Genomic DNA, 24875 nt, shown 5'->3' on the forward strand with positions numbered 1-24875 from the left:
AAGGGGAGGGATAATGGGAAAGCCACTGTTGATTACATGCGCTTTGGCCGCACTCGGCCTAGCCGCGAGTACGCTTGTGCCAACGAAGTCGGCCTTCGCGGCCGATCAGCTCACGATCACCCACGGAGGCGGATCGTTCGGCAAGGTTCTGCGCAAAAACGCGTTCGATCCCTTCACAAAGAATAGCGGGATCAAGATCACTGAAGCTGAATATGATTACAACACTGCGAAAATCCGCGCCATGGTTGACACGAATACCGTGATTTGGGATGTGGTCTTGGTGACGGCGTCTCAAGCCACGCGATTGTGCGCCGAGGGTAACATCGAGACGATTGATTGGAAGAAGCTTGGCCTCGACCGGGCCAAGTTCCAGGGGGCCGACTACGCGGACTGTGCGGTCCCGAGCAATGCCTCTGGGAACGTCATCGCTTTTGACAAGGACAAGCTGCCCAACGGTCCGAAGACCATCGCTGATTTTTTCGATCTGAAGACCTTCCCCGGCAAGAGGGGACTTTATAAGAGTCCCGACATCAATCTCGAATGGGCCCTGATAGCCGACGGAGTACCTGCCAAGGATATCTACAAGATCCTCAACACACCCGAGGGACTCGACCGCGCCTTCAGAAAGCTCGACACAATCAAGAAGGACGTCGTCTGGTGGACGGCCGGAGCTCAGCCACAGCAGCTTCTCGCCGATGGTCAGGTCGTCATGAGCCAAGCCTGGGGCAACAGAATCTTTGACGCGGTCCAGAACGCCGGCCAGCACTTCGTAATTATGTGGGATGCGGCCATGGTAAACGGGAATGCTTGGGTAATTCCCAGGGGCGCTCGGCATCTGCAGGATGCCTACAAGTTCCTGGCTTTCGCCGGTTCGCCCCGGGTCCAGGCAGACATCGCGAACGACACCGCCAACCCGCCGGCAAACAAGGACGCAGTCGCGCTGGTTGATCCGGCGATCGTATCGTTCTTAAATGCCCCCGAGAGCGTCACTGAAGCTATTCCGGTCGACGCAGCATTTTGGGCCGCGAAAGGCGATGAAATTCGCGAGCGATTTACGCGGTGGCTCGCGCAGTAAGGCCGAGAAGCAAAGACTTCGCCGCAGGGAGGCTTCTCCTTGTAGCATCAGCCGGACAATCAAAGGAATCTAGTCAATGTCAATGACCGGCGTTCAAATCGGCGACGGCTCTGGAAGCATTTCTCTGCGTCGCAAATTGCGATCTGTCGAGGGCCAGCAGAAGTTCAAAGCCTTCATCCTCGTTCTGCCGCTCCTGCTTCTAGTGCTGGTGGGTTTGGTACTGCCGATCGGCCGAATGATGTTCGGCGCGGTTCATGACGACACGCTGGTGACTCTGATGCCACAGACGATGACCGCGCTAAGAGAATGGGACGGCAAGGACCTGCCCGAGGAGACCGTCTACGCCGCTCTCGCCAGAGACCTCAAGGCGGCGTTGGCGCAAAAGACTATAGCCCGGATTGGTCAACGGATGAACTATGAGCTGCCAGGCGCCCTCAGCGAGGTTTTGTCGAGCGCTCGCAAGGCGAGCACGCTTTCCGTCGGCCCCTATAAGGAGGCCATGATCCAGATTAATCCGCTTTGGGGGCGGCTCGACGTCTGGAGCCTGCTGACGCGCGGAAGCTCAGCCTATACGGCCTTTTACCTGCTGCGCTCACTCGATTACCAGTACGGTTCAAACAGCCAGATCGTTCCCGTACCGCCAGAAAACGCAATCTTCCGCGATATCTTCCTGCGTACGTTCGGCATCAGCATCGGTGTGACCATCGCGACCCTGCTGCTTGGCTTCCCAGTCGCTCATCTCATGGCGACTTTGCCGCCTAAAGTCGCAAATCTACTGCTAATCCTAATCCTGCTGCCGCTGTGGACATCGGTGTTGGTGCGTACCACCGCGTGGGTCATCCTCCTGCAGCAGAACGGAGTGGTCAACGAAATACTGATGGCGTTGCATGTAATTTCGCAGCCTGCCGAGCTCATCTACAATCGAGTCGGGACGATCGTGGCCATGACCCATATCCAGCTGCCTTTCACGCTGCTTCCTATCTTCAGCGTCATGAAAACGATTTCGCCCAGCTATTTGCGCGCAGCTCGCTCGCTCGGCGCTGGTCCGTTCTACGCCTTTTGGATGATCTATTTTCCGCAAACCTTGCCGGGCATAGCCGCGGGCTGCCTTTTGACGTTCATTCTGTGTCTAGGCTACTACATAACCCCTGCGCTTGTCGGAGGGCCGGCTGACCAAATGGTTAGCTCTTTCATAGCCTCCTACACAAACGAACAGCTTAATTGGGGGATGGCCTCAGCGCTGAGCGCCATTCTGCTGACGGCAACCCTTTTACTCTACTATGTCTATAGCAAGTTGGTCGGCGCCGACCAGTTGAAGATGGGATAAGAAGATGGCCGTTTCGGTTTACGCCACTCCGGTTGAGAGGGGCTGGTACTACCTGCACCGGCTGATTTGCGGTGCAATCCTGCTGCTATTGATCTCGCCGATTTTCACGATTATTCCACTATCATTCAATTCTATTCCTTTCTTCAGTTACCCAATGCCAGGCCTATCGCTACGCTGGTATGAGGAATTCTTTCTCACCGAGCGTTGGCAGCACGCGCTGCATGCATCGACTTCTATCGCGCTGGCGGTCACGCTGCTATCGACCACATTGGGCACACTGGCAGCATTGGGGCTCAGTCGAACCAATTTCCCCTGGCGTGCAGCGGTGATGGGCTTGTTGATCACACCCATTATCGTACCGGTGGTGATCACGTCGGTTGCCCTGTATTTCTTCTATGCGCAAATTGGGTTGCTTCACAGTTATGTCGGGCTGATTCTGGCGCACACCATCCTGGCTTCGCCCTTCGTAGTCATCACCGTGACTGCAACACTGACAGGTTTCGATCATTCACTGACTCGCGCAGCCGCTGGCCTTGGCGCACGGCCAATTACTATATTTTTCAATATCGTCCTACCGCTGATCCTACCGGGCCTGGTCTCAGGCGCGCTCTTCGCCTTCCTGACCTCCTTCGACGAGCTAGTTATTGCGCTCTTCATCGCTGGTCCCGAACAGCGTACGTTGCCAATGGTGATGTTTTCAGGCATCCGCGAGGAAGTTAGCCCGACGATCGTCGCCGCCGCCACCGTGCTGATCCTGCTCACCACTGCCGTGCTGCTCTCCGTCGAACTGCTCCGCGCACGTTCGGAGCGCCTGCGCGGTATCAGAAATACCTGACGGTCTCTGCCGGAGGTCGAGACCGTGCCGCGCCAATTCGGAAACCTTCCGGGGCATTTGACTTGAGCTGCTGACTCTCGCGGCAAATCGACAGGGTCCGTCACGAGCAAAATGGACGGAAGAAGCCTTTCCGTTACCGGAGGAGGTGAGGTGGTCGGTTCAGCTCGCTGAACCGTCTGCCCTTCCGGACCATGACTTCGTCTGGTCCGGCTTTGCCACAGCACCTCCTTGAAGCGATCCAAACGGCTACCGCGTAGACCATTATCGACATCCATAACGATCTCTCCAGCGGCCAGTGTTCAGGGTTCCGGGAGGATTTGTGCGCCTTACTATGTCGATGAAGGCTTCCTGTTGTCTGCTCCGAGAGCGGACATATCTACATAATCCAAATTCAGGCACGGCGACTTCGTGATTATCGGTAATCTATCCAGCTCAAAACGGACCCAGCGTGCGCGTGATAATGGACGCGGCCGACTCATAGGCGCTGCCTTGGCTCGCCGGGCACTCGCCCGTCCGCAGCAGCCGGCGGCCTCTCAACGTTCGGCGACTACGGCTGAAAGTGGCCAGCCAGCCACTCGATATCTTCAGATATGCGTGTCATCGCTATGCATTCGGCGTGGGCCGCAGGGTTACGCTCAAGCAGTCCAGGGTTCTCGCCTAGAACCTGATCCGCTCACTGAGGTTTCGATTCCGAAGTCGGTGAACGCCCGGACGTCATTTTCTCGAGGCCATAGCTGTTGAGCAATCCGACATTGGCATGAAAAAACACCCCGACCGGAGTTCGCCACGATGATGGGCGAGATCAGAACGGTTATCGCCGCTGTTCGCTAGGAAAAGTTTGTCACGCTGAGGCCGAATGCGCCTAGCACGGTCGACAGCAGCGTCAGCGATACCGCGACGAAGATCGGATTCATCTGGTTGGTGATCCGGCCGCGGTTGCAGAATTGATGTATTCCTCCGGGGTGGGCCGCCTTGTTGAGTTGCAGGTATCCGACGAGGATCTAGCTTTAAGGCTAGCCTTAAGGTCGGTAGATGCGGGTAGAGGTCCTGGGCGGGGTTGAGCGTCGTCGTCGCTGGTCTCGCGACGATAAGATGCGGATCATCGAAGAGACGCTGGCGCCCGGCGCGGTTGTGACGGAGATCGCGCGGCGGCACGGCATTTCGACGAGTTTGGTGTTCACGTGGCGGCGGCGGGCGCGCCTGGCGAGTGTCGTTTCGGCGGGACCGAAGCTTGTCCCTGTTCAGCTCACCCCGGGTGCGACCGAAAGCGTTCCATCGATTGAAGCCCCAGCGGTGATTTCGCCCCGGAGGCGCCGGGGCCTGATCGAGATCGAACTCGGTGGCGGCAAGCGTGTCAGCGTTGACGAGAACGTCGATGCTGACGCGTTGGGGCGGGTCCTTGATGTTCTGAGCCGGCGATGATCCCGATACCGGGTGGCGTCAGAGTCTGGATCGCAACCGGCCACACCGACATGCGTCGCGGCATGCAGGGTCTGGCTTTGCAGGTTCAGGAGAGCCTGAAGCGGGATCCCCACGCCGGAGATCTCTATATCTTCCGAGGCCGGCGTGGCGATTTGGCAAAGATCCTCTGGCATGACGGGATCGGGCTGTCGCTCTATGCGAAACGCTTGGATCGCGGAAAGTTCATCTGGCCTTCGGCGTCAGGTGACGCGGTGTCGATCTCGGCGGCGCAGATGGCGTACATGCTCGAAGGGATCGATTGGCGCAATCCACAACTGACGTGGCGGCCGACAAGGGCGGGATGAGCGAAGAAAAATGTGGAAACCCGCGTATTTTGGGGTGCCGCAAATCACTAAAACTATGATTCACTTCGTCTCATGGATGCTGATCGCGCCGCTCTTGCCGAAGAAAACGCCGCGCTGAAAGCGGAGCTGGCGGTAGCGCGGGCAAAGGCGTCGGAGGACGCCGCGCTGATTGTGCAGCAGACCTTGCGGATAGCGAAGCTCGAGCGCCAGGTTTACGGCCAGAAATCGGAGCGCTCGGCGCGGTTGATCGACCAGCTGGCGCTTACCTTCGAAGAATTGGAAGCTAACGCGACGGAAGACGAATTGGCGGCGGAGCAGGCAGTCGCCAAAACGACTACGGTTGACGGATTTACGCGCAAGCGCGCTGAGCGCAACACGTTCCCAGACCACCTTCCGCGCGAGCGGGTGGTGATCGATCCGCCGACGGCGTGCGAATGCTGCGGCGGCAATCGCTTGCGCAAGCTCGGCGAAGATGTGACCCGAACGCTGGAATCGGTGCCGCGTCAGTGGAAGGTAATCGAGACGGTGCGCGAGAAGTTCTCTTGCCGCGACTGCGAGAAGATCAGCCAGGCACCGGCGCCATTCCATGTGATCCCGCGAGGGTGGGCGGGGCCGAGCCTGCTGGCCATGCTGCTCTATGAGAAGTTCGGCCAGCATCAGCCTCTGAACCGGCAAACCGAGCGTTACGCGTTGGAAGGCGTGCCGATCAGTCTGTCGACCGCAGCCGACGCCGTCGGAGCGTGCTGCACGGTATTGGAGCCGCTGTTGCGTCTGTTGGAAGCCCACGTCATGGCATCCGAACGCCTCCACGGCGACGACACCACCGTGCCCGTGCTGGCCTTGGGCAAGTGCGATGTCGCTCGATGCTGGGTCTATGTAAAGGACGACCGCCCCTTCGGCGGCTCAGATCCGTCGGCGGCAATGTTCTATTACTCGCGCGATCGAAGGGGCGAGCATCCGCAGGCGCATCTGGCCAACTATAGCGGTATCCTGCAGGCCGACGCCTTCGGCGGATACACCAAACTCTACGAGCCCCCGCGAAGTCCTGGGCCTATCAGGGAGGCGGCCTGTTGGGTGCATGCCCGGCGCCCGTTCTTCGCCATGGCGGATCTTGAGGAAAACGCGCGACGTAAGGCTGCTGGCAAGAAGGAGATCGCCCTCTCGCCGATTGCGATCGAGATCGTGCGTCGCATCGACGCCCTCTTCGCAATCGAGCGCACGATCAATGGCCAAGGCGCCGACCACCGAGAGGCTGTCCGCCAGGCGCAGAGCGCTCCGTTGGTTGCCGATCTGGAAGCCTATATGCGTGAGCAGTGCGCCAAGCTCTCCCGCGGTCACGATCTGGCCAAGGCCATGAACTACATGTTCAAGCGCTGGGGCTCCTTCACACGCTTCCTCGACGATGGCCGCGTCTGTCTCTCGAACAACGCCGCCGAAAGAGCGCTGCGCGGCATCGCATTGGGCAGAAAGTCTTGGTTATTCTGCGGGTCCGACCGCGGAGGGCGTCGTGCCGCCGCCATGTATAGCCTCATCGTCTCTGCGAAGATGAACGACGTCGATCCTCAGGTCTGGCTTGCCGATGTACTCGCTCGCATCGCCATCCACCCCGCCCACAGGCTCGATGAGCTGCTGCCCTGGAACTGGAAGATTGCGCAACAGCAAGGCCTTGCGGCGCAGGCGGCTTGATGGGGCCCGTCAACAAAGTCAGCCACGTGTTTACCCTCGGCCATGTCGCCGAGATGCTTGGAGAAGACGAGGAATGGCTGTTCGAGGTCGCCGAAGAAATGGACCCCGAGGATGGCCAGCTATGGGTCGTGGGCGTCGGTGAAGATGGGGTGATGGCGTTCACCGATGAGGGGATCGAGAACCTCAAAGAGCTGATCGCAATCCACAAAGAGGACCCTAGCATCATCGAAAAACGCCGCCAAGTGCTCGCTGCGACGATGAAGCCGAAAACCGAGGAGTCCGACGAGCTCTAACGGTTAACTGGAAAGATCAGCGCGCTGCGGCCTACCGCGTAGGGTTACGAATTGATCGCGCGTCACTGTCGGATAATCGAACGGCCTTTGACATTGAAGGCGCCGGAGTCATGGCTTTACGACTTCGAAGTTGAGATAGAGCCGCTCATCAGGTTGCACGGAGCAAATCCGACTTACAAGGTGATGAACTCCCCCGCTTTGTCCGCAGCTAAGTCGGATGGAAAGCACAGCGTGGCCGCTATGTCGTTCATAATGGAAGGGTGAAATCCATCGAAGAAGGCAACAAAGACGCGGGATTTCATCGTAAACGCGGCTCATCTGGGGAGTCAGCAGGGCAGCTATTGGATAAAATAGTGGTCAATGAATCCATATGTTGCAAGGTTATTGCCGTGATTGTGTCATGGACTGTTGGCGAGGTGAAAATCAGTCGCATTTTGGAATTTGAATCGCGCGCAGCACCGGAATCTCTTTATCCCGGTATGCGGCCAGAACTCGTCAATCCGCACCGGCACTGGCTTGAACCGGTACATCTCGATCCGGCAAATGGGATGCTCATAACGTCGCACCAAAGTTTTCTCATCCAGACGAATTCCCATGTCCTGCTGGTAGACACGTCTACTGGCAATGACAAAACACGGCCGCAAAAGCCTTGGTATCATATGAAGAACTGGCCCTTCATCGAGAACCTTGCCGCTATAGGCTATCAACCGGACGACATTGATGTGGTGCTATTCACCCACATGCACCTCGATCATGTCGGCTGCAACACGCGCCTTGTGAATAATTGCTGGGTACCGACTTTCCCAAAAGCTCGTTATCTTTTCGTGCGCGAAGAATGGGATCATTGGCGCATTCGCGAGCTACGCGATCGTTACACGACCGACCCATTCTTTGAGGATAGTATACTACCTGTGATTGATAGCGATCTCGTTGACTTCGTCGCCATCGACCACGTCGTCAACGATCAAGTCGCACTTGTGCCAAGTCCCGGGCATACGCCGGGACATGTCTGTGTGCATGTCCGCTCTGCGGGCGCAGAGGCGGTGATTGGCGGTGACATCGCCCATACAGCGCTGCAATACGCCCAGCCCGAGTTCAATAGTTGCTTCTGCATCGACGGCGAGCTTGCGCGGCGCACGCGGCGCAACTTTTTGGAGACATATGCCGAAAGACCTGTGCTGATTATTAATTCGCATTTTCCGACGGCCGGGTGGATCCGCAGGCAAGGTGATGCATTCAAATTCGATTCTCTTTCCTAGCCGCTGGGGGACAACGAGGGGCGTATCATATGTGGCGGGGACGGGTGGCCACAGCGACAGCGCTTCTTACGACCGGGTTCAATTCTACGCCGCATGATTTTTTGGCGTCCTCGAAATCGAGAGTTCGGGTGAGGCGGCCGATCGAAGCCGGTAATCAAGAGAGTGCCATCGGGCGCGAGCCGAGCGCTAAGGGCCGATCGCGCTGTCGAAGATAGCCGATATCGTGGCTCGAACAGCACGTGGTCTCGGGCCTGGTCCTGATGACGTAGGCAAGATCATCAAGGACGAGGAGATAGAAGCGATCGAAACGGTTGATAGCCGCCTTGAGGTTGGGCGAAGGGGCCATCCGGCGGGTCGGCTAACCGGCCAAAAACGGTCGATCGCAGTCGGCTGCGATAGCGTGCTTGCCCGTGCTCAGCTCCCTTTTCGCCGGAAAAGCGCTTCCCATGTTGCGGGTTGGTGTCAACTATCTCCTCGGCTGAAGTGCGACTGACGCAACCAACATATTCGCTTTAGGCGGCGCAGGATTTCGGCTTTTCAATGAGCCAGATTGGTGAAATTCATCATCATGAGCCCGATACAATTTTTCGAGAAACATAGAGCCGCCTGCGAATCCAAGAGGTCGCGGATTCAAGAGAACAGGTGAGGAAACAGTTAACCAACCGCAAGTGCCTAATGAAGGTCTATGGGTCCTCGCCATGACTCAAACTGTTGCAATGGTCAAGAAAAAGATCGTGATCTGGTCGTCGGCGAGCGCCGCAGAGATGGAAGTGCCAGATGCACGGAGGACGATACGGGACCATGCCAGGCGCTATCGAGGGCCTTGGCTCGCCGATTTCGAGCCGCCCACCCAAGGCTTGGTCCTAGTGGCAGGGCATTGATCAATAACATGCCGCCACATGCGACATGGGCGTGAGATTCCGGGAGCCGAGAACGTGCAGGCGGTGGCGACCAATCGAGGCGATCGGCCAGCCGACGGTGCTTTCATTGCGGGCCTGAGCGGTGCAAGTCGAGCTTCGCGCGGTGATCATCATAGGTCGGAAAACCGAGTTCTCGGGCGCTCGACAAACCATGACGACGACTTTCAAATTAGGGAAGCGGCCAAATGCAATGGGGTCTCCCATCCCGGGAGACTTGGTGACGGAGGAAAAGGATAATGAGAAAGGTAGTAATGATCACCAGCGCTTTGGCCGCAATCGGCCTAGCAGCGGGTGCGCTTGCGCCAATGAAATCGGCCTTTGCGGCCGATCAGCTCACGGTCACCCACGGGGGCGGATCGTGGGCGAAGGCCCTGCGGAAGGACGCGTTCGATCCCTTCACAAAGAATAGCGGGATCAAGATCACTGAAGCCGAGTACGATTTCGGCAATGCCAAAATCCGGGCGATGGTCGACACGAATACCGTGATTTGGGATGTGGTGGTGGTCACCGAGGCTCAAGCCAAGTTATTGTGCGCCGAGGGGACCATTGAAATGATCGATTGGAAGAAGCTTGGCCTCGACCGGACCAACTTCCAGGGGGGCGACCACGCGGACTGTGGAGTCCCGACCCACTTCTCTGGTAACGTCGTCGCTTATGACAAGGTCAAGCTGCCGAATGGCCCGAAGACCATCGCCGATTTTTTCGATCTGAAGACCTTCCCTGGCAAGAGGGGACTTTATAAGAGTCCCGCGGTCAATCTCGAATGGGCCCTGATGGCCGACGGGGTGCCTCCCAAGGATGTCTACAAGGTCCTCAACACGCCCGAGGGACTTGACCGTGCTTTCAAGAAGCTGGACACGATCAAGAAGGACGTCGTCTGGTGGACCGCCGGAGCTCAGCCTCAGCAACTTCTCGCCGATGGTCAGGTCGTGATCAGTCAAGCCTGGAACGGCCGAGTCTATGATGCTGTCAAGAGCTCTGGCCAGCATTTCGTGATTATGTGGGACGGCGCGATGGTGAACGGGAATGCTCTGGTCATTCCTAAGGGCACTCGACATCTCGAGGATGCCTACAAGTTTCTGGCCTTCGCCGGTTTGCCGCGGGTCCAGGCCGACCTCGCAGACGACACGGCCTACTCACCGGCAAACAAGGATGCGGTCGCGCTCATTGATCCGGCAATCCGCCCCTTTTCGAATGCCCCTGCGGATGTCGGTGAAGCTATTCCGGTTGACGCAACGTTTTGGACTGAGAAGGGCGATGAAATACGCCAGCGCTTTGCCGGCTGGCTCGGGCAGTAAGACCGAGAAGCAAAGAGACCAAAGCCCAGCCGCGGGGAGAATTCTCCTCGCGGCATCAGCCGGACAAGCGAAGGAATCTGGTATAGTGGAAACTTAAATACTCTCGCACTGACGTCGTTGTCACGAAGCAGGGTGAAGCGCCCGAGTAAGCGTGAGGACGAACATCGATGGACCCGTGAGCGTCGAAACAAAGGGGCTATCGGCCAAAGAAATTCAATCGGCACCAGGAATTGGGCAGCCGATGATGTCGCGTCACTAGTGCTTGAATCGCTGAGACAATGCCAGTTGATGTTACCTTCGCTCTGGTGCCGCCTTCCTGCTCCGCGTTCCAGGCGCACTTCCTGGGATTTTGAAGCCCGATCGAGCTCGTGAAGCGAGAGCGCAACATATCTTCGAGCGCCAACTTGGTGTATGTGACGCGCGCCTGCAGGATGCTTTTGGCCAATGACGTGCGATTCAGGTTGGTCCGGCAATAGAGATCGTGGATCGGTAAAGCCTGCCAGATCGTACGCGAACTGCCATTACACCTCTGCCACCGTCTTCCTTGTCTCGTGCGTGCAAGCCTCGGCGAGTGTAGATTATCGAGGAGTGCTTTTGAATGTCAATCGTGTGCTCGCGAGACACGCCTCAACGAAGTGAGAGGCGCGCAGCAATTTCGCATCCTCGCCGCGTGGGCCGACCAATTGTACTCCGATTGGTAGGCCCGCGGCGCCGCGGCCCATAGGCACCGTCACGCAAGGCAGTTGCAGCATCGACCAGGCACCATTGAAGCGCACATCGCCCGTGGATTCTAAGCCCTCGGGCGCCTCGCCAGCCGCAGCGGGCACAAGCAAGACATCGCAATCGGTGAATAGGTTGGCGCATCCCGCCCGCGCTTCCTGCGCTCGTTCCAATGCGGTTTCGTAGGACTCAGCCGTGGCGGCCTGCTCGTACTGCTCGAACATGCTGCGGGTTTTTGGCTGGAGCTCGCCGCGCCGGAAGAGGCGTTCCCACGCGAACGCCTGGAGCGCTTGCCAGCTGAAAAGCCCATCCTGGATCTCGAGCCATGAAGCCATGCCAGGCGGCGAAGAGAGATCGCGGACTCGCGCTCCTGCCTCGTCCAGGCGTCTCACGGTGTCGATGAGGAGTTGCCCTGTCGTAGCATCGGGCGTCCCCCATGACGAAGTGTCCAAGAATCCAATGCGGGGCGTCTCCGATGCAAGATCGGCGGCGACGCGACCACCAGTGACAACCGAAGCCAGCAGCGCAATGTCCGGGACGCTTCGGGCGAACAGCCCTAGTGTGTCGAGGCCGGCGGCCAGGGTCTTGATACCGGTTACATCAGCCTTGCCGTAGGTCGGCTTGTAGCCCACCACACCACAGAACGAGGCAGGCCGGATCGTAGACCCGTATGTTTGCGTTCCGAACGCCCAGGGCACCATCCCGCACCCGACGGCAGCAGCAGAGCCGCTGGATGATCCTCCGGGCGTATGTGCCGGGTTGTGTGGGTTGCGCGTTTTGCCCGGAGTGCCGGTCGCGAATTCCGTCGTAACTGTCTTACCAAGAATGATCGCGCCGGCGGCCCGGGCGAGTGCAACGCAGGTCGCATCGTTTGCGGGCCGATGTCCTCGATAGATGCGCGAGCCGTAGGTCGTGGGCATATCCACCGTGTCGATCACGTCCTTGATAGCCAACGGCACGCCATGCAGTGGACCGCGGACTGTAGCGCGATCCGCGAGTCGGGCTTGTGCAATCGTTCGGTCGGCATCGAGGTGTTCCCACGCGTGGACGCCGGCCTCCAGCTGCTCAACCCGCTCGAGGCACGAGCGAACAAAGGTCTCGCTAGACAATTGACCTGCTGCGATCTGATGAGCTGCCTCGATCGCCGTCAATTCTTTCATGTCGTCGTCCTGTGGCTGCAAAGAACGAGGGATTGTAGGCGAGTCAGCCACGCGAAAACTGTAAATGTCGGCGCTGATCCGCGGGAACGCGGCGTTACGATGCTCCATCCCGCACGAAATTGGTTGAGTCGACGTCGTCAGAATGCGATGCATCTCCGTGTTGGCCGCGCCGTGCAAGTCAAACAGCCTGCCCATCGGCAACGTACCCGGACGGCAAGTGCAACCCAACTGGGTGCCTCGTTCTTGAAAGGAAATTTGTATACTCTTGCACGGTCATCGTTAACGAAGCAGAGTGGAGGGCCCGATGCGAGTCGACCTGGCGCGCCGCCGCAGAGCAAACCCGGAGCTGCCACGCACTAGAGCACGCGCAACATGGCTACCGAATTGGTGTCAGTGCCACTAGCGTCGCGGGCTGCTGGCCTGCCAATGGCCTGAAGCTTCACATCGTGCGGCGCTTCAAGGTTTCGCGCGATGGAAAATTAGTCAAGAAGTTCGAAGAAATCGTGGCGCTGTATATGCGACCGCCCGAGCATGCACTCGTCTTTGTTCGACGACAAGAGCGAGGTGCAGAGCTATGCGGGAAAGTGGGGTGATGACGGACTAAAATAGGGACGTATCGAGGCACGTGTCGAAGCCTGCCGGAGCCCTCAAGGAGAACGATACGCCATGAATGGGACTACCAGCATTGTCCCGCTTCGTCAGCCCGACGAGATTGACGATCCACTGACCAATGTCCTGCGTGGTGGTGCGCGGTAGCTTCTGGCGTGAGCTGTCGAGCTCGAATTCGAGAGGTCTCTCGCCACGGGGAAGGACTTGAAGCTTGCCGCCGGACGCGCTCCTATCGTGCGGCATGGTATGGTCCGCCACGATTCCAGACCGGCGTTGGTCGGGTCGAGGTCCCGCGGGCGAAGTTTCGCGACCGAGGGCGACATCGCCGGCGACGCCTGCCGGGAAAGACCTCGTCGAGCGCCTTCCAGAAGCCGAGCGCGCCGTCCTCGACGGCAATTTCCGGGCGATCTGCAATCCGCGCTGCCTGACGAGGATCAGGAGCTCGCGCCAGCTCTGCGCGCTCTTTCGCACGCCGACCCTAAAGCCGATCAATTCCTTCTTGCCTTCCGTTGTCGCGCTGATCAGTACTAGCATGCATTCGCCGTGATCTTCCATGCGGGCGAAGATGCCATCGGCCCACACGTAGACTGTTGTCGCGTCGACAAATCGCGCCTCTGCCAGCGTTCGTACTCGCGCCTTGCCAACTAGGCCATCAGCCGGGACCACCGCAGGCGACAAGTTCGACGCATCCTTCCCTCGCGAGGCCATCAGCGCGTCCTGGAAATTGCCGGTCGATATACCGCTCAGGTACAGAAGCGGCAACAGCGCATGCAGACTTCTGGTCCGCCGTTCCCACAGCGGCAACAAAGACCGTCAATATCCGGGACAAGGTCCCGCTCTCGGTGCAGCCCACCGGCGAGGCCGGTCCGAGGAGGTAAGCTCAAGATCGCTTAGAGAGCTTACAGGTCGCGGCGAGGGCGCAAAGATAAGGTATCTCGCACTCGTTGTTGCTCCGATGGCGACAGTGGTTTGGCCCTGAACAGGATTGTAACTAGGCACAAACGCGAGTTATTTCGCAGGATTTCTGCGGCAAAGGATGGTTTTTCCAGGCTATTTGCATCGTCTCTCGCTTATACTTTTGGCTACCAACTTTCGAAGGAGTTGATGAATCCGGCGCTGTTCGATCGTGATGACCTGCTGGCGCCGTTGACCACGGATGGTATGCCGGCTTGAGGCGGCATCTGCTGGGACAAGATGGCAGGCATTCAGAGACTTTCATCGAGTTTAGTTCGAAAAGTCACCGGCCGGCGTAGACCCCGCGCTACCGTGACCGATCGCGTTACTCGCTCAGGTGGTCCGCCGAATAGGCTCTATCCGCTCGACGTCGAAGGTGCATCCATTCATTGCTCTGTATCCAATCGTTGAGGGCGTGTCACGGCGTACATCCTGGAGGATCTAGATAATTATGCCCGCTCTTCGTGATGGTCCATTCTCCCCTCTCTTCTCACCTGTTCCTCTGAGTGGCACTTGCAAATTCGAAGACCTCAGGCATCGAAGTCTTTCGGGCCAGCTGGGAAATGCGCTCCAACATGCCCCCGAAGGCGATTGCGTTGCGTGGGGCATTCCATTCAAGGTCAATGGCCCTCTTTTGATTCGGGACCGCCCAGTCGAGTGGGACATCACTCCGACTGCAGCAAGGTGGTTCATCTTCCTGCACACATCCGACGTTCGACCGGATGAAATCGGTACCGTCTCGCTGCAGAACACTGTGGCGCTCGGCGCGCTTGAAGCGGTTTACGTCTTCTGCTTCGAAGATGGCACGGAAGAGCGCGTAGAGATCCGTCGCAGGCATCAAATTGGACCCGTCCATCCCTTTTATGGCGAGGGCTGCACGGAAGCAGTGCCTGCAAGAAAGCCCCGTCCCGCGCCACAAGATAGCGACAAGGGAACGCTACGCGACTCTTGGGGATATCGGCAGACCCGCGCTTATTCGGGCGACCGAGGACCGTGGAACAACTATCTTTGGGCATTCGAGAACCCGCAACCGCAAAAGCCTATTACGCGGCTCAGATTCGAGCCAAGAGGCGGCGCCATCCTCGTCTCGGGAGTGTCCACGGCCGATACGGCTTCGAATCCACTTATTTGGAACACGAGACAAAAGGCCGTTATCACGCTTCCTGTCGATAATTCAGAGGAGATCGAGAAATCAGTACAACTCGACTTGGGTCAGGTGATTTCACTGCGACCGCATCTGATCTATCCGGACACGGAGTGGTCGAGTTCGCGCCAGAATCTCCAACCCGTGAGAGCTCCAAATGAGGTCCTCGTCGAATATTCGGCGCATCCGGAAGCGTCCTTCCATCTGCGCGACGGCTCGAAAATCCGGGTGCCTCAAAGTGCCGATGAGATGTCCGTCGCTGGCTGGAGCATCCGGAGCGTCGATCCCGCGGTCCAGAGAGTCAAGCTTCGCGTCGTCGAAAGCCAGACCAGGACCGCTATTCCGGCGAAATTGCACTTCCACGGACGCAGTGGTGAATACCTGGCACCGTTGGATCGCCACCGCGTCCCGAACGCTCGCTGGTTCGAGGACCTGGGATCGGCGAGTTTGTGCCACGGAGACCATACTTGCACGTATATACCAGGCCAAACCGTCATTGATCTTCCTCTGGGCCAGGTTTACGTCGAGGTCACAAAGGGGTTTGAGGTAAAGCCGGTACGGACGATCATCAACATTACAGGGACGACCGAAGACGTTGTCATTGAGTTGGACAAGGTCCTTCTTTGGCGCGAAAAAGGGTGGGTCACGGCTGACACACACGTCCATTTCCTGTCGCCGACGACCGCGATGCTCGAAGGCGCGGCCGAGGGAGTCAACGTAATCAACCTGCTTGCCAGCCAATGGGGAGAGTTGATGACGAACGTGGGCGACTTTGATGGCAGGAGCACATTCGGCTCCAGGGCGGCTGGTGGTGATGGGGAATATATCGTTCGGGTCGGCTCGGAGAATCGACAGCACATTCTGGGCCATATTTCGTTATTGGGCTACGAAGGCAGCATCATTATGCCACTCTGCTCTGGCGGACCTCACGAGTCAGCGATCGGCGATCCGGTCGATGTTCTTCTCACAGAATGGGCGAAGCAATGCCGAGCCCAAGGGGGGCTCGTGATCCTGCCTCATTTCCCACATCCCCGCCTCGAGAATGCCGCAACCATCGTCGCTGGGGAAGCGCACGCGGTCGAGATGTGTTCAAACGACGATTTTTACGGCGGAATCAATCCCTATTCGCTGCTCGATTGGTATCGATTCCTGAACAACGGCTACCTTGTCGCTGCGGTCGGCGGAACTGACAAGATGAGTGCTCGGGATGCTGTGGGAACAGTTCGAACTTATGCGTACGTTGGTCCAGATCTCGAATTTACCTTTCAGTCATGGGCAGCAGCAGTCAGATCCGCAAGGACATTCGTGACTTTCGGTCCGCTGGTGGAGTTCGAAGTCGATGGCCGACCAATGGGCGCAGCGCTCCACATGTCGGCATCGGGCGGGTCAGTCGATGTGACATGGCGAGTTGCCAGTGTGGTCATCCCCATGACCAGGGTCGATTTGATCGTCAACGGAACGATCAGGGAAACGCGGACAGTGAAGGCTGACGAGGATCAAGGGAGTTGGTCGATCAAGATCAACAAGAGCGCCTGGATCGCGTTGCTTGTCCGCGCGAAATATAACGACAAGCCGGAAATGATTGCTGCTCACACTTCGCCTGTGATGATCCATGTCGAGGGTTCGCAATTCTTTGCGGCAGCCGACGCACTGACGATACTGGAACAGATCGAGGGCACGATGGCCTATATCGATTCAATAGGCACACGAGCTGACTCGGTACGAAGAAAGCAGATGCGCCTAGTATTGGAATCCGCATATCGGCGCCTGCACAATCGGTTCCATGAAGCCGGCCTTGACCATCACCACTCTCCGGGGACGCATCATTCGTGAGCGACTGATTGTCATTTTCTCTTTCGACTCGTAAGCGCTCCCCACGGCATTCAGCAATTAGCCTCTGGCGCTAAGCGTCGGGTTTTAGGCGTATGACCGCCGCAGGTATTGATGGGCAGCGCTTCACAAGAGTGACGAACTGGCCGCCGCTAGCGTGGCTCGTGGTTGCGACGGAGACGTTGACGCTAACTCGAAGCAGCGTTGTTCGGGGCCCATTCTGGTTACGGCCGTTACGCCAAGAACGTGCCTGCACGCAAAAACGGATGTCAGCCAGCCGCATGGCTGCACCGGCCTCATTCCTATGGATTGCGGCAGCTTCCGACTAGATGCCGAGATCACCACCCTACCTAGCCTGTCTGCGTCACGGAGAACGACTGGTGGAAGATGCGGTCGCTTCCAGCACACGCAGAAGGACCTGAATGGAGATGACCTGTAGCTCCATCACGTCATCTCGGACATCCGCGGTGCATCCGGGGATGCGGATCATCCAAGCCATTGTCGCGGGCGAGCGCGATCCCGACGTGCTGGCGACCTACTGCGATGTGCATTGCCATTTCTGCTTCGAGACGATCCGAGCCGCACTCGCCGGCAACGATCGCCAGAAACCTGTCTTTGGCAGTCTATGGAACTTTACGGCGGCTACCACGCCAAGATGCTCGACTGCGAACGCGAGCTGAAATCCTTGATAGCGGCACTAACGACAAAGGGCCACGCTGGTCGACAAGCTCCCCAGGTTAAACATTAAGCGACTCAGTACACCACCGTTCGATGTGAGGACCGCTATATCCGGCGTCCTTAGTTGGTCTGAGCGAGGTCCATGGGTCGGACCCATCACTTGCGTTGAAGCTCATTGAGGAATGCGGCACTGATTTCAGGACGCGGCCGGCTCACAAGCAGCTCACTTCTGGCTTTGCATGGCACCGGCGAACAAACGCTTCGGCAGCTAGGCGCTCACTTCGCGAGCTGGGCCTACATCGAGACCGATTCGGGTTGGCTCCTCTCCGCCGCTGTCATGGATCTGTACGGCCGCAGCACTATCGGCTGGGTCAATGGCGGATCTCTTGCGTGCCGACTTTCGAGGCGTTCTCGAAGCAGACCGGCATCAAGCTCACTGACGACGAGTACAATGGCGAGCTCGCGAAGATGATCCAATGGTTGATTCCAAGTCCGCAAGCTGGGACGTGGTACACACGAGGGCGATCTGGTCCATTCAGATATGCGATCAGGGCCCCGATCGAAAGATCGACTGGGAGAAGCTGCGCCTCGACCGGTCCAAGTTCATAGGGACGGACAAGGTTGACTGTGAGGCACCGAAGTTCGCCCGACCTGATCGCCTATCACAAGGAGAGGCTGCCGAATGGTCCGAAACCATCACGGGTGTATTCGTTCAAAAAACGTTCCTGACAAACGCGGACTTTACGAGCGTCCCGAAGGCACTCTCGAATCAGCTCTGGGGCGCCCATCAACGACGTCTACAAAGTCCTCAGCACTCCCAAGGGGGGACGGTGCTTTCAGGAAGCTCGACGTGATCAAGAAAGAAGTTACTTGGTTGCCAGTCTGGCGCGCAGCCAGCACAGCTTCTCGCGGATCGGCAGGTCGTCATGACCGCGGCGTGGAACGGCGCATCTACGACGCCATCAAGAACCCCGGCAAGCATTTCGAGAGTGATGTGGGACGATAACACGTGGGGCGGGAGTCTGGCGATTCCCAAGGGCACTCCGCGGCGAGAGGAGGCGTACAAGTTCATCGCCTTTGCAGCTTCGCAGCTTCGGCACGTGCGCAGTCGAGCTTGACCGGCTAGTTTTCCTTATCGCCAGCCAACAAGGAGTCGATGGCTTTCGTGGATCCAACAATCCTGCCCCACCTTCCGACTGCACCTGACCATGTAATCAGTTCCATAATAGTCAATCCAATCCTCCGGGTTGAGAGAGGCGCCGAACTACGCCAGCGCTTTAACAGTTGGCTCGAAATTATCCAGCGGCGCATCCCGCGCGCCGACATTCTCGCAGGTCATCCTGGCGCCCGATGACGGACGACGACCATTGGAAGCCAGCATAAGGAGCGAGACATGACGATGCTAGCCATGCCAGGAACGAGTTTCGTTGTGATCAACCCTAAGCTCTTTGTTGACTGTTTCAAGCCGTGCTCGATGACCCAACGATGCTTTCATCGGCCAGCTTCTGCATGCAGGTGCGCTTGAAGCACGATTCAGACAAGAGGCCTACGGCCGTCTGCAATGTTGGGGCGCATTAAAAGACGTCCATTCGCGACAAGGTCGTCGTTGCATTCAGACTGTCATTCGGCCTGCAATATTTGCAAACGATGAAGTAATTGCGGTCGGCGCCCGCGGCTCGAAATGTCCGCTATCTTCAAGCCTTCCCGCAATCCCGCGAATCGGAGGGGCTATGAAGCAGTATGTTGGGTTGGATGTCTCGCAAAAAGAAACATCGGTGTGTGGTCGACGAAGTGGGGCAGGTCTTGTTCGAGGGAAAGGCCAAGTCCGACCCGGGGGCGCTGACGGCACTGCTTCGCAAGCGAGCGCCACAGGCGGAGCGCATCGGATTTGAGACCGGGGCGATGGCGAGTTGGCTATGGCATGAACTTCGTAGGGTTGATCTTCCGGTGGTCTGCATCGACGCGCGTCATGCCCACGCGGCTTTGTCCGCATGCATGAACAAGAGCGATCAGAATGATGCTCGAGGTTTGGCCGAACTGGTGCGGGTCGGCCGGTACCGAGAAGGCAAAGTCAAGAGCGAGGAAAGTCAGAAGATACGCGCGATACTCGTCGCGAGATCTCGGCTCGTGGCCATTCGTCGAGATATCGAGAACCAGGTCCGCAGTCTAATCAAAGAATACGGCTTGCTCTTCCCACGCGCGATCGGACTGCAGTTCCGCAATCAGGTCTGCGAGCTATTGGGCGAAGATCATCAGCTCCTCGGTGTGATCGCGCCGCTTCTGTCGATCCATGAGCAGATCTGCAAGCAGCAAAGCAAGTTCGATGACGAAGTCCGCCAGTTGGCGAAGTCGGATGAGACAACGCGCCGCCTGATGACGGTTCCTGGTGTCGGCGTGGTGACCGCCTTGACTTTCCGCCATACGATCGACGACCCATCGCGCTTCCGATCGGCATCCAGCGTCGGCGCCTATCTGGGTCTTACGCCTCGACGCAACCAGTCTGGCGAAACTGATATCAACGGCAAGATATCACGATGGGGCGACCGTCTTCTTCGAACTTACCTGTACGAGGCGGCGACCGTCCTGCTTTATAGAACGAAGAAATGGTCCTCTCTCAAGGCTTGGGCATGAAGCTCGCCAAGCGGATTGGCATGCGAAAGGCAAAGGTCGCCATCGCGCGCAAAATCGCCATCGTTCTTCACTGTATCTGGGTCGACGGCACATCGTTCGACTGGGCCAGGCGAAGGAAGCCTGATCCGATCTTGTAAAGTTCCTGGTCCGGTCTGCCGGACTGGCGATGTCCCGCTGGGACGGTGTTGTGGCGACCTCGGTCAATCGACTGGTGGCGGCTCGTCCGCATTCCGCTGCAAACGCTGAGGCGCCCCGACCCGGACATCATCGTGAGGCGCTGCGCGACCTCGGAAAGGACCATGTTTCCAGCGAAGACATCAACCAGCTCCGGCGATCCAGTGCCTTGCCGGCAAAGCACGTATCAGCCGCGCCCGCGCCGTCTCCGCAATCCGGACACAGCTCCGACGGCGCGAGCGCTAGCACCGTGCCGTGGGCGAGTTAGAAATGCAAGCTTGACAACAAACCTCAATTAAAGGGCCGATTGACATTCAGACGTCAAGATCAGCCAGCTCGAGATTGGTCCGGTCGCACCAGCGCGGACCTTTCGTCTCTTCGCTGACGGCCGGCGGCGCCAGACCTTCTTGGGAAGGCTCTGCGCGATCGCGGGGGCGATGCCGACTGGTTTCAAGCGAGCGGGGTCATCGGTCCATTCATTTGGCGGGTAGAGCGTCCGGTGGATGAAGGAATGGCCTTCGCGACGCACAGCATGCGGATAAGACGAACCCCAAACGTCAGCATCTCTTCAACCGACGCGCCACCAATCATCAGGTCCAAAATCATGGAGGTCCATAAATTCAGAACCTTCAGGAAGATGCAACTGTGATGCTAGGCTGCCGGCTCGAACATGCACTGGGAACAGTCGGTCAACCAGATCATGCAATCGCTCCGAGGTTCGCTCGGCAAGATCATCGCGGTACCACCGTCGGGACGCGATTGTCGCTTGCATTTGGTAACACGTCCGGCGAGTCGGCCCACGAAACTTAGGCAGATCTCCGCTGAAGGTATGCTCGGTCCCAAGCCCGAACAGAGTTCTTAATGTGGAACTTGCGCGGCCACATCGAAGCTTAGCTTGCACGAAGCTGAGATAATTCGCCGGTGTCGCGGTTCACCGCTAACAGAGACATTGCGAACTCAATGATGCAGCCGCCGCGTAACACTTGGTCATTTGGCTCTAGACTCACACGAATAATCTCCATTTCGCAGTATTTCTGCAATCGCGAGCGCCTTTTGCGGGTAAAACTCGCTGACTCATTCTAACTTAGTGCATTGTAGTCTTTACGAAAAAGATCTGCGTTCGGAGATAAGTATGGAAATTATTGATCTCAGCCGAGAGCTGTTTCATCGAACGGCAACACACCCCGCACATCCACCATTTATAGTGTCTGTCTGGGATGATCACGATACCAAGTGGATAGAGGGGAGCTCGGTCGGCAGCTCGAAGGCCGTGTCTATCTCTTGCAGCGATCACGCTGGCACGCACGTCGATGCCCCGGTTCATTTTGATTCTCGACCCGGCGCGCTTTCGATTGACCAAGTCCCGCTTGAGAAGTTCTACACAGAGGCGATCTGCTTGGACTTGTCGCATGTTCCGTTGGAGCATGCCGTTACAATTCCAGAGATGGAAGATGCACTCAGACGATCGGGGCAGGAAATCAAGCCGGAGGACACGGTCCTGCTTTACATGGCAACGAATGATCGGCTCTACGGCAGCAAGGGCTATTTGTTCGATTTTCCTGGGCTTGCGCCCGAGTCAGTTCACTGGTTGGCTGACAGAGGTATTGGTATGTTTGGAGTAGAAGCTATCAGCCCTGCTCCTACAGGCGAACTAAACTTGATAGCCCACAATATCTGCGCCGAACGAGGCATCACCCACATCGAATGCTTGTTCAACCTTGACAAGGTTGTTGGCCGTGGCCGCTTCCGCTTCGCAGGATTTCCCCTCAAGATCAGGGGAGGGACTGCGAGTCCTATTCGGGCTGTGGCGATTTTTGAGTAGCCAGAAATGCCCGGGGTTCCTCGTTCTTTCTCATCGTCTGCTCACGAGTGGCAATCAGATGCGTCAAAACTCTCCGAAGCGCTTGAACGACGAGCAGTGACACCTATCGAATTGTTTGAGATGTTTTGGAAAAGATACGAGCGTATCGAGCCTCTTATCAATGCGTTTATGTTCGTGGACAAAGAGGGGGCGAGGCGCGCTGCTGAGGAGGCGACGGTTCGCCAATCCAGCGGACTTAGGTTGGGCCCGCTAGACGGCATCCCGATCGCGATCAAGGACAATCTATTTGTTAAGGGAATGCCTGCTACTTGGGGCAGCCGCATTTTTGAAGGCTATGTTCCGTCTTGTGATGATATTTGCGTTGAAAGGCTGAGGGCCGGAGGCGCAATTCTGTTTGGGAAGACGACCACCCCTGAATTCGCGTTGCTCGGCCGGACGTTCAGCGATTTGAAGCCGAGCACACGGAATCCCTGGGATTTACGTTTAACGTCGGGCGGCTCGAGCGGTGGCTCGGTGGCGGCAGTCGCTTCTGGAATGGTGCCACTCTCGTTGGGCACGGACGCTGGTGGTTCGACCAGGATGCCGGCCAGCTACACCGGGCTTGTCGGGCTGAGGCCCTCCAACGGTCGAGTCCCTCGCCGATATGGATTCCTGCCCATGGCGCTGGATTTCCAAACAATTGGTCTCGTTGGCCGAAGCCTGGCTGATATTGACCTTCTGTTATCGGTAATAGGTGGTCCGGATCGGCGCGATCCAGCGTCGGTCAACCTGCCGCCAATCTCGACTCCGCACCGGCCTCTCAGGATTGGTTGGTTCACAACCATTGGCTCCGAAACCGTCGACCCGGAGGTCGCGCGTGCTCATCGGGACGCGCGAGGATGTCTTGTTTCACAGGGATGCCAAGTCGAAGAGTGTTTGCCTCCATTCAACCTGAGCGAGATCAATGAAATCTGGGCGACTCTCGCTCCGGTGAGCGTAGCCCGAGTAGCTCTGTCCTATCCACAACACCAGGGCCAACTGACCGATCAGATCCAAGAGCTGGTTCGAAAGGGTCAAGAGATTAACGCTACCTCTTTCCTTCGTGCGATCGACCGATTGGCCGAGTTTCGTGCGGAAGTAAGTGCCGCATGGGGAGAGTTTGATGCGTTGCTTACGCCCACTGCGGCATCGCCAGCATGGGACGCCGAAAGTGCGTGTCCCGACACAATCGGCGGGCGTCCTGGTACCGCAGCAACCCAGAGTATGTTTTGCAGCTGGGTCAATGCCGTCGGATTTTGCGGCTTGAATATTCCGGGCACTCCGCACACGGATGGCCGACCGATCGGTCTCCAGATAGTGGCGCCCTTTGGCGATGACGGCCTCGCGCTTCACCTAGGTAGGATGCTTGAGGAGGCGTCTCCTTGGATACATCGCCGGCCAAGCGGCCTGGAGGAAAGCTAGAGCGGGACGAACAGAGTGGCTTCGTGCGCAGAGGGCGCGGACGTCGTCGTGAGCCATTTTTTGTACTTCGCCACCGTAACCCATCGACCCCCGTCGCGTCCCGCCGCTTTTGCCGTCGAAACGCCCGAAGCAGGGCTCCCTCGTCGAGGTGGTGCAGCAAGGCTGTGAACAAGGTTTGAGCAGCCTGTGAGCAGCCTGCTTGGCTGCGATTACTTCCATAAGCCATCGATCCCGACGTTGCCGCGACGCGTACTCCCCGGACGTGGTGTCGTTGCCAGCTAGTTCCGCCGCAAATCGCCCAGACTCGCCGTCTTCCTGGATGAGACCAACGTACTGGAGGATGGTCTTGAAGACAAACATTGGCACACCGGCCTTCTCTCAATGTCCTTCTCCTCGGCTCAGCTCTGAGGCAAATACAAACGATAGGCGATCGGCAGGTCGTATGGTGATTGGCCCTATCCCGAGCTTATCCGCCGTGCTCACGAAATAAGGCAGCAGTTGATGCTGCGCTCCAGCGACGTGATCGCCGCCATCGGCTCTACGCTCTTGTGCTCGCTAGGCAGCATCAGGCCAACGCAGTAATCGCGTATGGCTTCGCCGATCCGCAAGACCGGGTGACGCTCACCAGCTCGTCCAGTAAGCCTTGTGGAATTTCCGTGCATTCTTGCCGAAGATTGCGGGATTTCTGCAGGCGAGCGACGCAATTGACGGATTTTCCTCCTGATTGAAATGCAATGTTGGCTAGTGCACTGCCCGAAGCAACGGTTTCGGCTTTGGCAGACGTGACAACCATGTCTCTTTGTGAGCTCTCTCATCGGGTCCTGTAAGGCGATTCACTACCGTTGAAGCTGCTAGATGTCCGGCCTCGGATAACCTTGAACTTGGAGGAAAATAGTGACCATCGAGCGCATTGAAACGAGTTCGCGAATGAGTCAGGTCGTCGCGCACGACAACACCGTTTACATGGCAGGTATTGTTGCCAACAAGACTGCTGGTCAGAGCGTGATCAAGCAGACGGAGGAGATCCTTTCAATCATTGATGGCTACCTCGCCAAGGCCGGGACCAGTAAATCGAAGCTTCTGTCGGCCACGATATATCTTACCGATATGGAGCGCTTTCCGGAGATGAACGCGATCTGGGACGCCTGGGTATCGCAAGGCAATACGCCAGCGCGCGCGACCGTCGGAGTAAAGCTTGCTGGAACACAATACAATGTTGAGATCATGGTGATTGCGGCGAAATAAGCAGGAGCA

At 57.7% G+C, this 24875-nt stretch carries 16 protein-coding genes and 4 pseudogenes; 17 read left to right on the plus strand and 3 right to left on the minus strand.

The window, feature by feature from the left end; all coding sequences use genetic code 11:
• The first annotated feature begins 13 nt into the window (after positions 1-13).
• The 9 genes from AC0L3U_RS34590 (at position 14) to AC0L3U_RS34630 (ending at position 10459) form a co-directional block, all read left to right on the plus strand.
• Entirely contained in the window at positions 14-1075 is a 1062-nt protein-coding gene (locus tag AC0L3U_RS34590; protein ID WP_259219401.1) for an ABC transporter substrate-binding protein, read from the plus strand.
• A 76-nt stretch (positions 1076-1151) separates the two neighbouring features.
• A complete protein-coding gene (locus tag AC0L3U_RS34595) occupies positions 1152-2402 on the plus strand; it encodes an ABC transporter permease (protein ID WP_259219403.1) in 1251 nt (416 codons plus the stop codon).
• Between the two features lie 4 nt (positions 2403-2406).
• Positions 2407-3237, plus strand: coding sequence for an ABC transporter permease (locus AC0L3U_RS34600; RefSeq protein ID WP_259219405.1), 831 nt, complete (start codon positions 2407-2409; stop codon positions 3235-3237).
• Between the two features lie 1032 nt (positions 3238-4269).
• Positions 4270-4659, plus strand: coding sequence for an IS66-like element accessory protein TnpA (tnpA, locus tag AC0L3U_RS34605; protein WP_007591026.1), 390 nt, complete (start codon positions 4270-4272; stop codon positions 4657-4659).
• Positions 4656-5003 (plus strand): IS66 family insertion sequence element accessory protein TnpB, encoded by a 348-nt coding sequence (tnpB, locus tag AC0L3U_RS34610; RefSeq protein WP_007591027.1) that lies wholly within the window; start codon positions 4656-4658, stop codon positions 5001-5003. Before tnpA ends, tnpB begins: the two co-directional genes overlap by 4 nt.
• A gap of 72 nt (positions 5004-5075) precedes the next feature.
• Entirely contained in the window at positions 5076-6689 is a 1614-nt protein-coding gene (gene tnpC / locus AC0L3U_RS34615; protein ID WP_259219406.1) for an IS66 family transposase, read from the plus strand.
• Complete coding sequence (locus AC0L3U_RS34620) at positions 6689-6982, plus strand: hypothetical protein (RefSeq protein ID WP_007590556.1); 294 nt, start codon at positions 6689-6691, stop codon at positions 6980-6982. Before tnpC ends, AC0L3U_RS34620 begins: the two co-directional genes overlap by 1 nt.
• A 260-nt stretch (positions 6983-7242) precedes the next feature.
• Positions 7243-8241, plus strand: coding sequence for an MBL fold metallo-hydrolase (locus tag AC0L3U_RS34625; RefSeq protein ID WP_259219407.1), 999 nt, complete (start codon positions 7243-7245; stop codon positions 8239-8241).
• Positions 8242-9412: 1171 nt separating this feature from the next.
• Positions 9413-10459, plus strand: coding sequence for a polyamine ABC transporter substrate-binding protein (locus tag AC0L3U_RS34630; protein ID WP_259219408.1), 1047 nt, complete (start codon positions 9413-9415; stop codon positions 10457-10459).
• 578 nt (positions 10460-11037) lie between these two features.
• Here the strand turns inward: AC0L3U_RS34630 and AC0L3U_RS34635 are convergent.
• Entirely contained in the window at positions 11038-12534 is a 1497-nt protein-coding gene (locus AC0L3U_RS34635; RefSeq protein WP_259219409.1) for an amidase, read from the minus strand.
• A gap of 471 nt (positions 12535-13005) precedes the next feature.
• On the opposite strand from AC0L3U_RS34635, the pseudogene AC0L3U_RS34640 reads away from it, so the two are divergent.
• Positions 13006-13265: pseudogene (locus AC0L3U_RS34640) on the plus strand (IS256 family transposase); the annotation flags it as partial.
• A gap of 151 nt (positions 13266-13416) precedes the next feature.
• Here the strand turns inward: AC0L3U_RS34640 and AC0L3U_RS34645 are convergent.
• A pseudogene (locus AC0L3U_RS34645) lies at positions 13417-13755 on the minus strand (transposase); the annotation flags it as partial.
• Positions 13756-14353: 598 nt separating this feature from the next.
• Here AC0L3U_RS34645 and AC0L3U_RS34650 point away from each other — a divergent pair.
• The 3 genes and pseudogenes from AC0L3U_RS34650 to AC0L3U_RS34660 all read left to right on the plus strand — a co-directional run bounded on the left by AC0L3U_RS34650 (position 14354) and on the right by AC0L3U_RS34660 (position 20322).
• Positions 14354-16879: a CehA/McbA family metallohydrolase gene (locus AC0L3U_RS34650; protein WP_259219413.1), complete on the plus strand. Its 2526-nt coding sequence runs from the start codon at positions 14354-14356 to the stop codon at positions 16877-16879.
• A 1525-nt stretch (positions 16880-18404) separates the two neighbouring features.
• Positions 18405-18560 (plus strand): hypothetical protein, encoded by a 156-nt coding sequence (locus tag AC0L3U_RS34655; protein WP_259219415.1) that lies wholly within the window; start codon positions 18405-18407, stop codon positions 18558-18560.
• 724 nt (positions 18561-19284) lie between these two features.
• Positions 19285-20322 (plus strand): annotated as a pseudogene (locus AC0L3U_RS34660) (IS110 family RNA-guided transposase).
• 487 nt (positions 20323-20809) lie between these two features.
• Here the strand turns inward: AC0L3U_RS34660 and AC0L3U_RS34665 are convergent.
• Positions 20810-20965, minus strand: a complete 156-nt coding sequence (locus AC0L3U_RS34665) for a hypothetical protein (RefSeq protein ID WP_259219416.1) — start codon at positions 20963-20965, stop codon at positions 20810-20812.
• Positions 20966-21029: 64 nt separating this feature from the next.
• On the opposite strand from AC0L3U_RS34665, the pseudogene AC0L3U_RS34670 reads away from it, so the two are divergent.
• From AC0L3U_RS34670 to AC0L3U_RS34685, 4 genes and pseudogenes are all read left to right on the plus strand, one after another.
• Positions 21030-21148 (plus strand): annotated as a pseudogene (locus tag AC0L3U_RS34670) (TrbC/VirB2 family protein); the annotation flags it as partial.
• A 343-nt stretch (positions 21149-21491) separates the two neighbouring features.
• Positions 21492-22181, plus strand: a complete 690-nt coding sequence (locus tag AC0L3U_RS34675) for a cyclase family protein (RefSeq protein WP_259219418.1) — start codon at positions 21492-21494, stop codon at positions 22179-22181.
• Positions 22182-22277: 96 nt separating this feature from the next.
• On the plus strand, positions 22278-23621 hold the full coding sequence (locus AC0L3U_RS34680) for an amidase (RefSeq protein ID WP_259219419.1): 1344 nt from the start codon (positions 22278-22280) through the stop codon (positions 23619-23621).
• A gap of 894 nt (positions 23622-24515) precedes the next feature.
• Complete coding sequence (locus AC0L3U_RS34685) at positions 24516-24866, plus strand: RidA family protein (protein ID WP_259219420.1); 351 nt, start codon at positions 24516-24518, stop codon at positions 24864-24866.
• The last annotated feature ends 9 nt before the right edge of the window (positions 24867-24875 follow it).

Source organism: Bradyrhizobium sp. Kon69, from assembly GCF_055807515.1.

What these genes read in the sequence shown, in the direction of transcription:
- AC0L3U_RS34635 (WP_259219409.1), bottom strand. Translation starts at nt 12,534, where the DNA reads ATGGGCAGGCTGTTTGACTTGCACGGCGCGGCCAACACGGAGATGCAT.
- tnpB (WP_007591027.1), top strand. Translation starts at nt 4,656, where the DNA reads ATGATCCCGATACCGGGTGGCGTCAGAGTCTGGATCGCAACCGGCCAC.
- AC0L3U_RS34595 (WP_259219403.1), top strand. Translation starts at nt 1,152, where the DNA reads ATGTCAATGACCGGCGTTCAAATCGGCGACGGCTCTGGAAGCATTTCT.
- tnpA (WP_007591026.1), top strand. Translation starts at nt 4,270, where the DNA reads ATGCGGGTAGAGGTCCTGGGCGGGGTTGAGCGTCGTCGTCGCTGGTCT.
- AC0L3U_RS34665 (WP_259219416.1), bottom strand. Translation starts at nt 20,965, where the DNA reads ATGATTTTGGACCTGATGATTGGTGGCGCGTCGGTTGAAGAGATGCTG.
- AC0L3U_RS34675 (WP_259219418.1), top strand. Translation starts at nt 21,492, where the DNA reads ATGGAAATTATTGATCTCAGCCGAGAGCTGTTTCATCGAACGGCAACA.
- AC0L3U_RS34600 (WP_259219405.1), top strand. Translation starts at nt 2,407, where the DNA reads ATGGCCGTTTCGGTTTACGCCACTCCGGTTGAGAGGGGCTGGTACTAC.
- AC0L3U_RS34620 (WP_007590556.1), top strand. Translation starts at nt 6,689, where the DNA reads ATGGGGCCCGTCAACAAAGTCAGCCACGTGTTTACCCTCGGCCATGTC.
- AC0L3U_RS34630 (WP_259219408.1), top strand. Translation starts at nt 9,413, where the DNA reads ATGATCACCAGCGCTTTGGCCGCAATCGGCCTAGCAGCGGGTGCGCTT.
- AC0L3U_RS34650 (WP_259219413.1), top strand. Translation starts at nt 14,354, where the DNA reads ATGCCCGCTCTTCGTGATGGTCCATTCTCCCCTCTCTTCTCACCTGTT.
- tnpC (WP_259219406.1), top strand. Translation starts at nt 5,076, where the DNA reads ATGGATGCTGATCGCGCCGCTCTTGCCGAAGAAAACGCCGCGCTGAAA.
- AC0L3U_RS34590 (WP_259219401.1), top strand. Translation starts at nt 14, where the DNA reads ATGGGAAAGCCACTGTTGATTACATGCGCTTTGGCCGCACTCGGCCTA.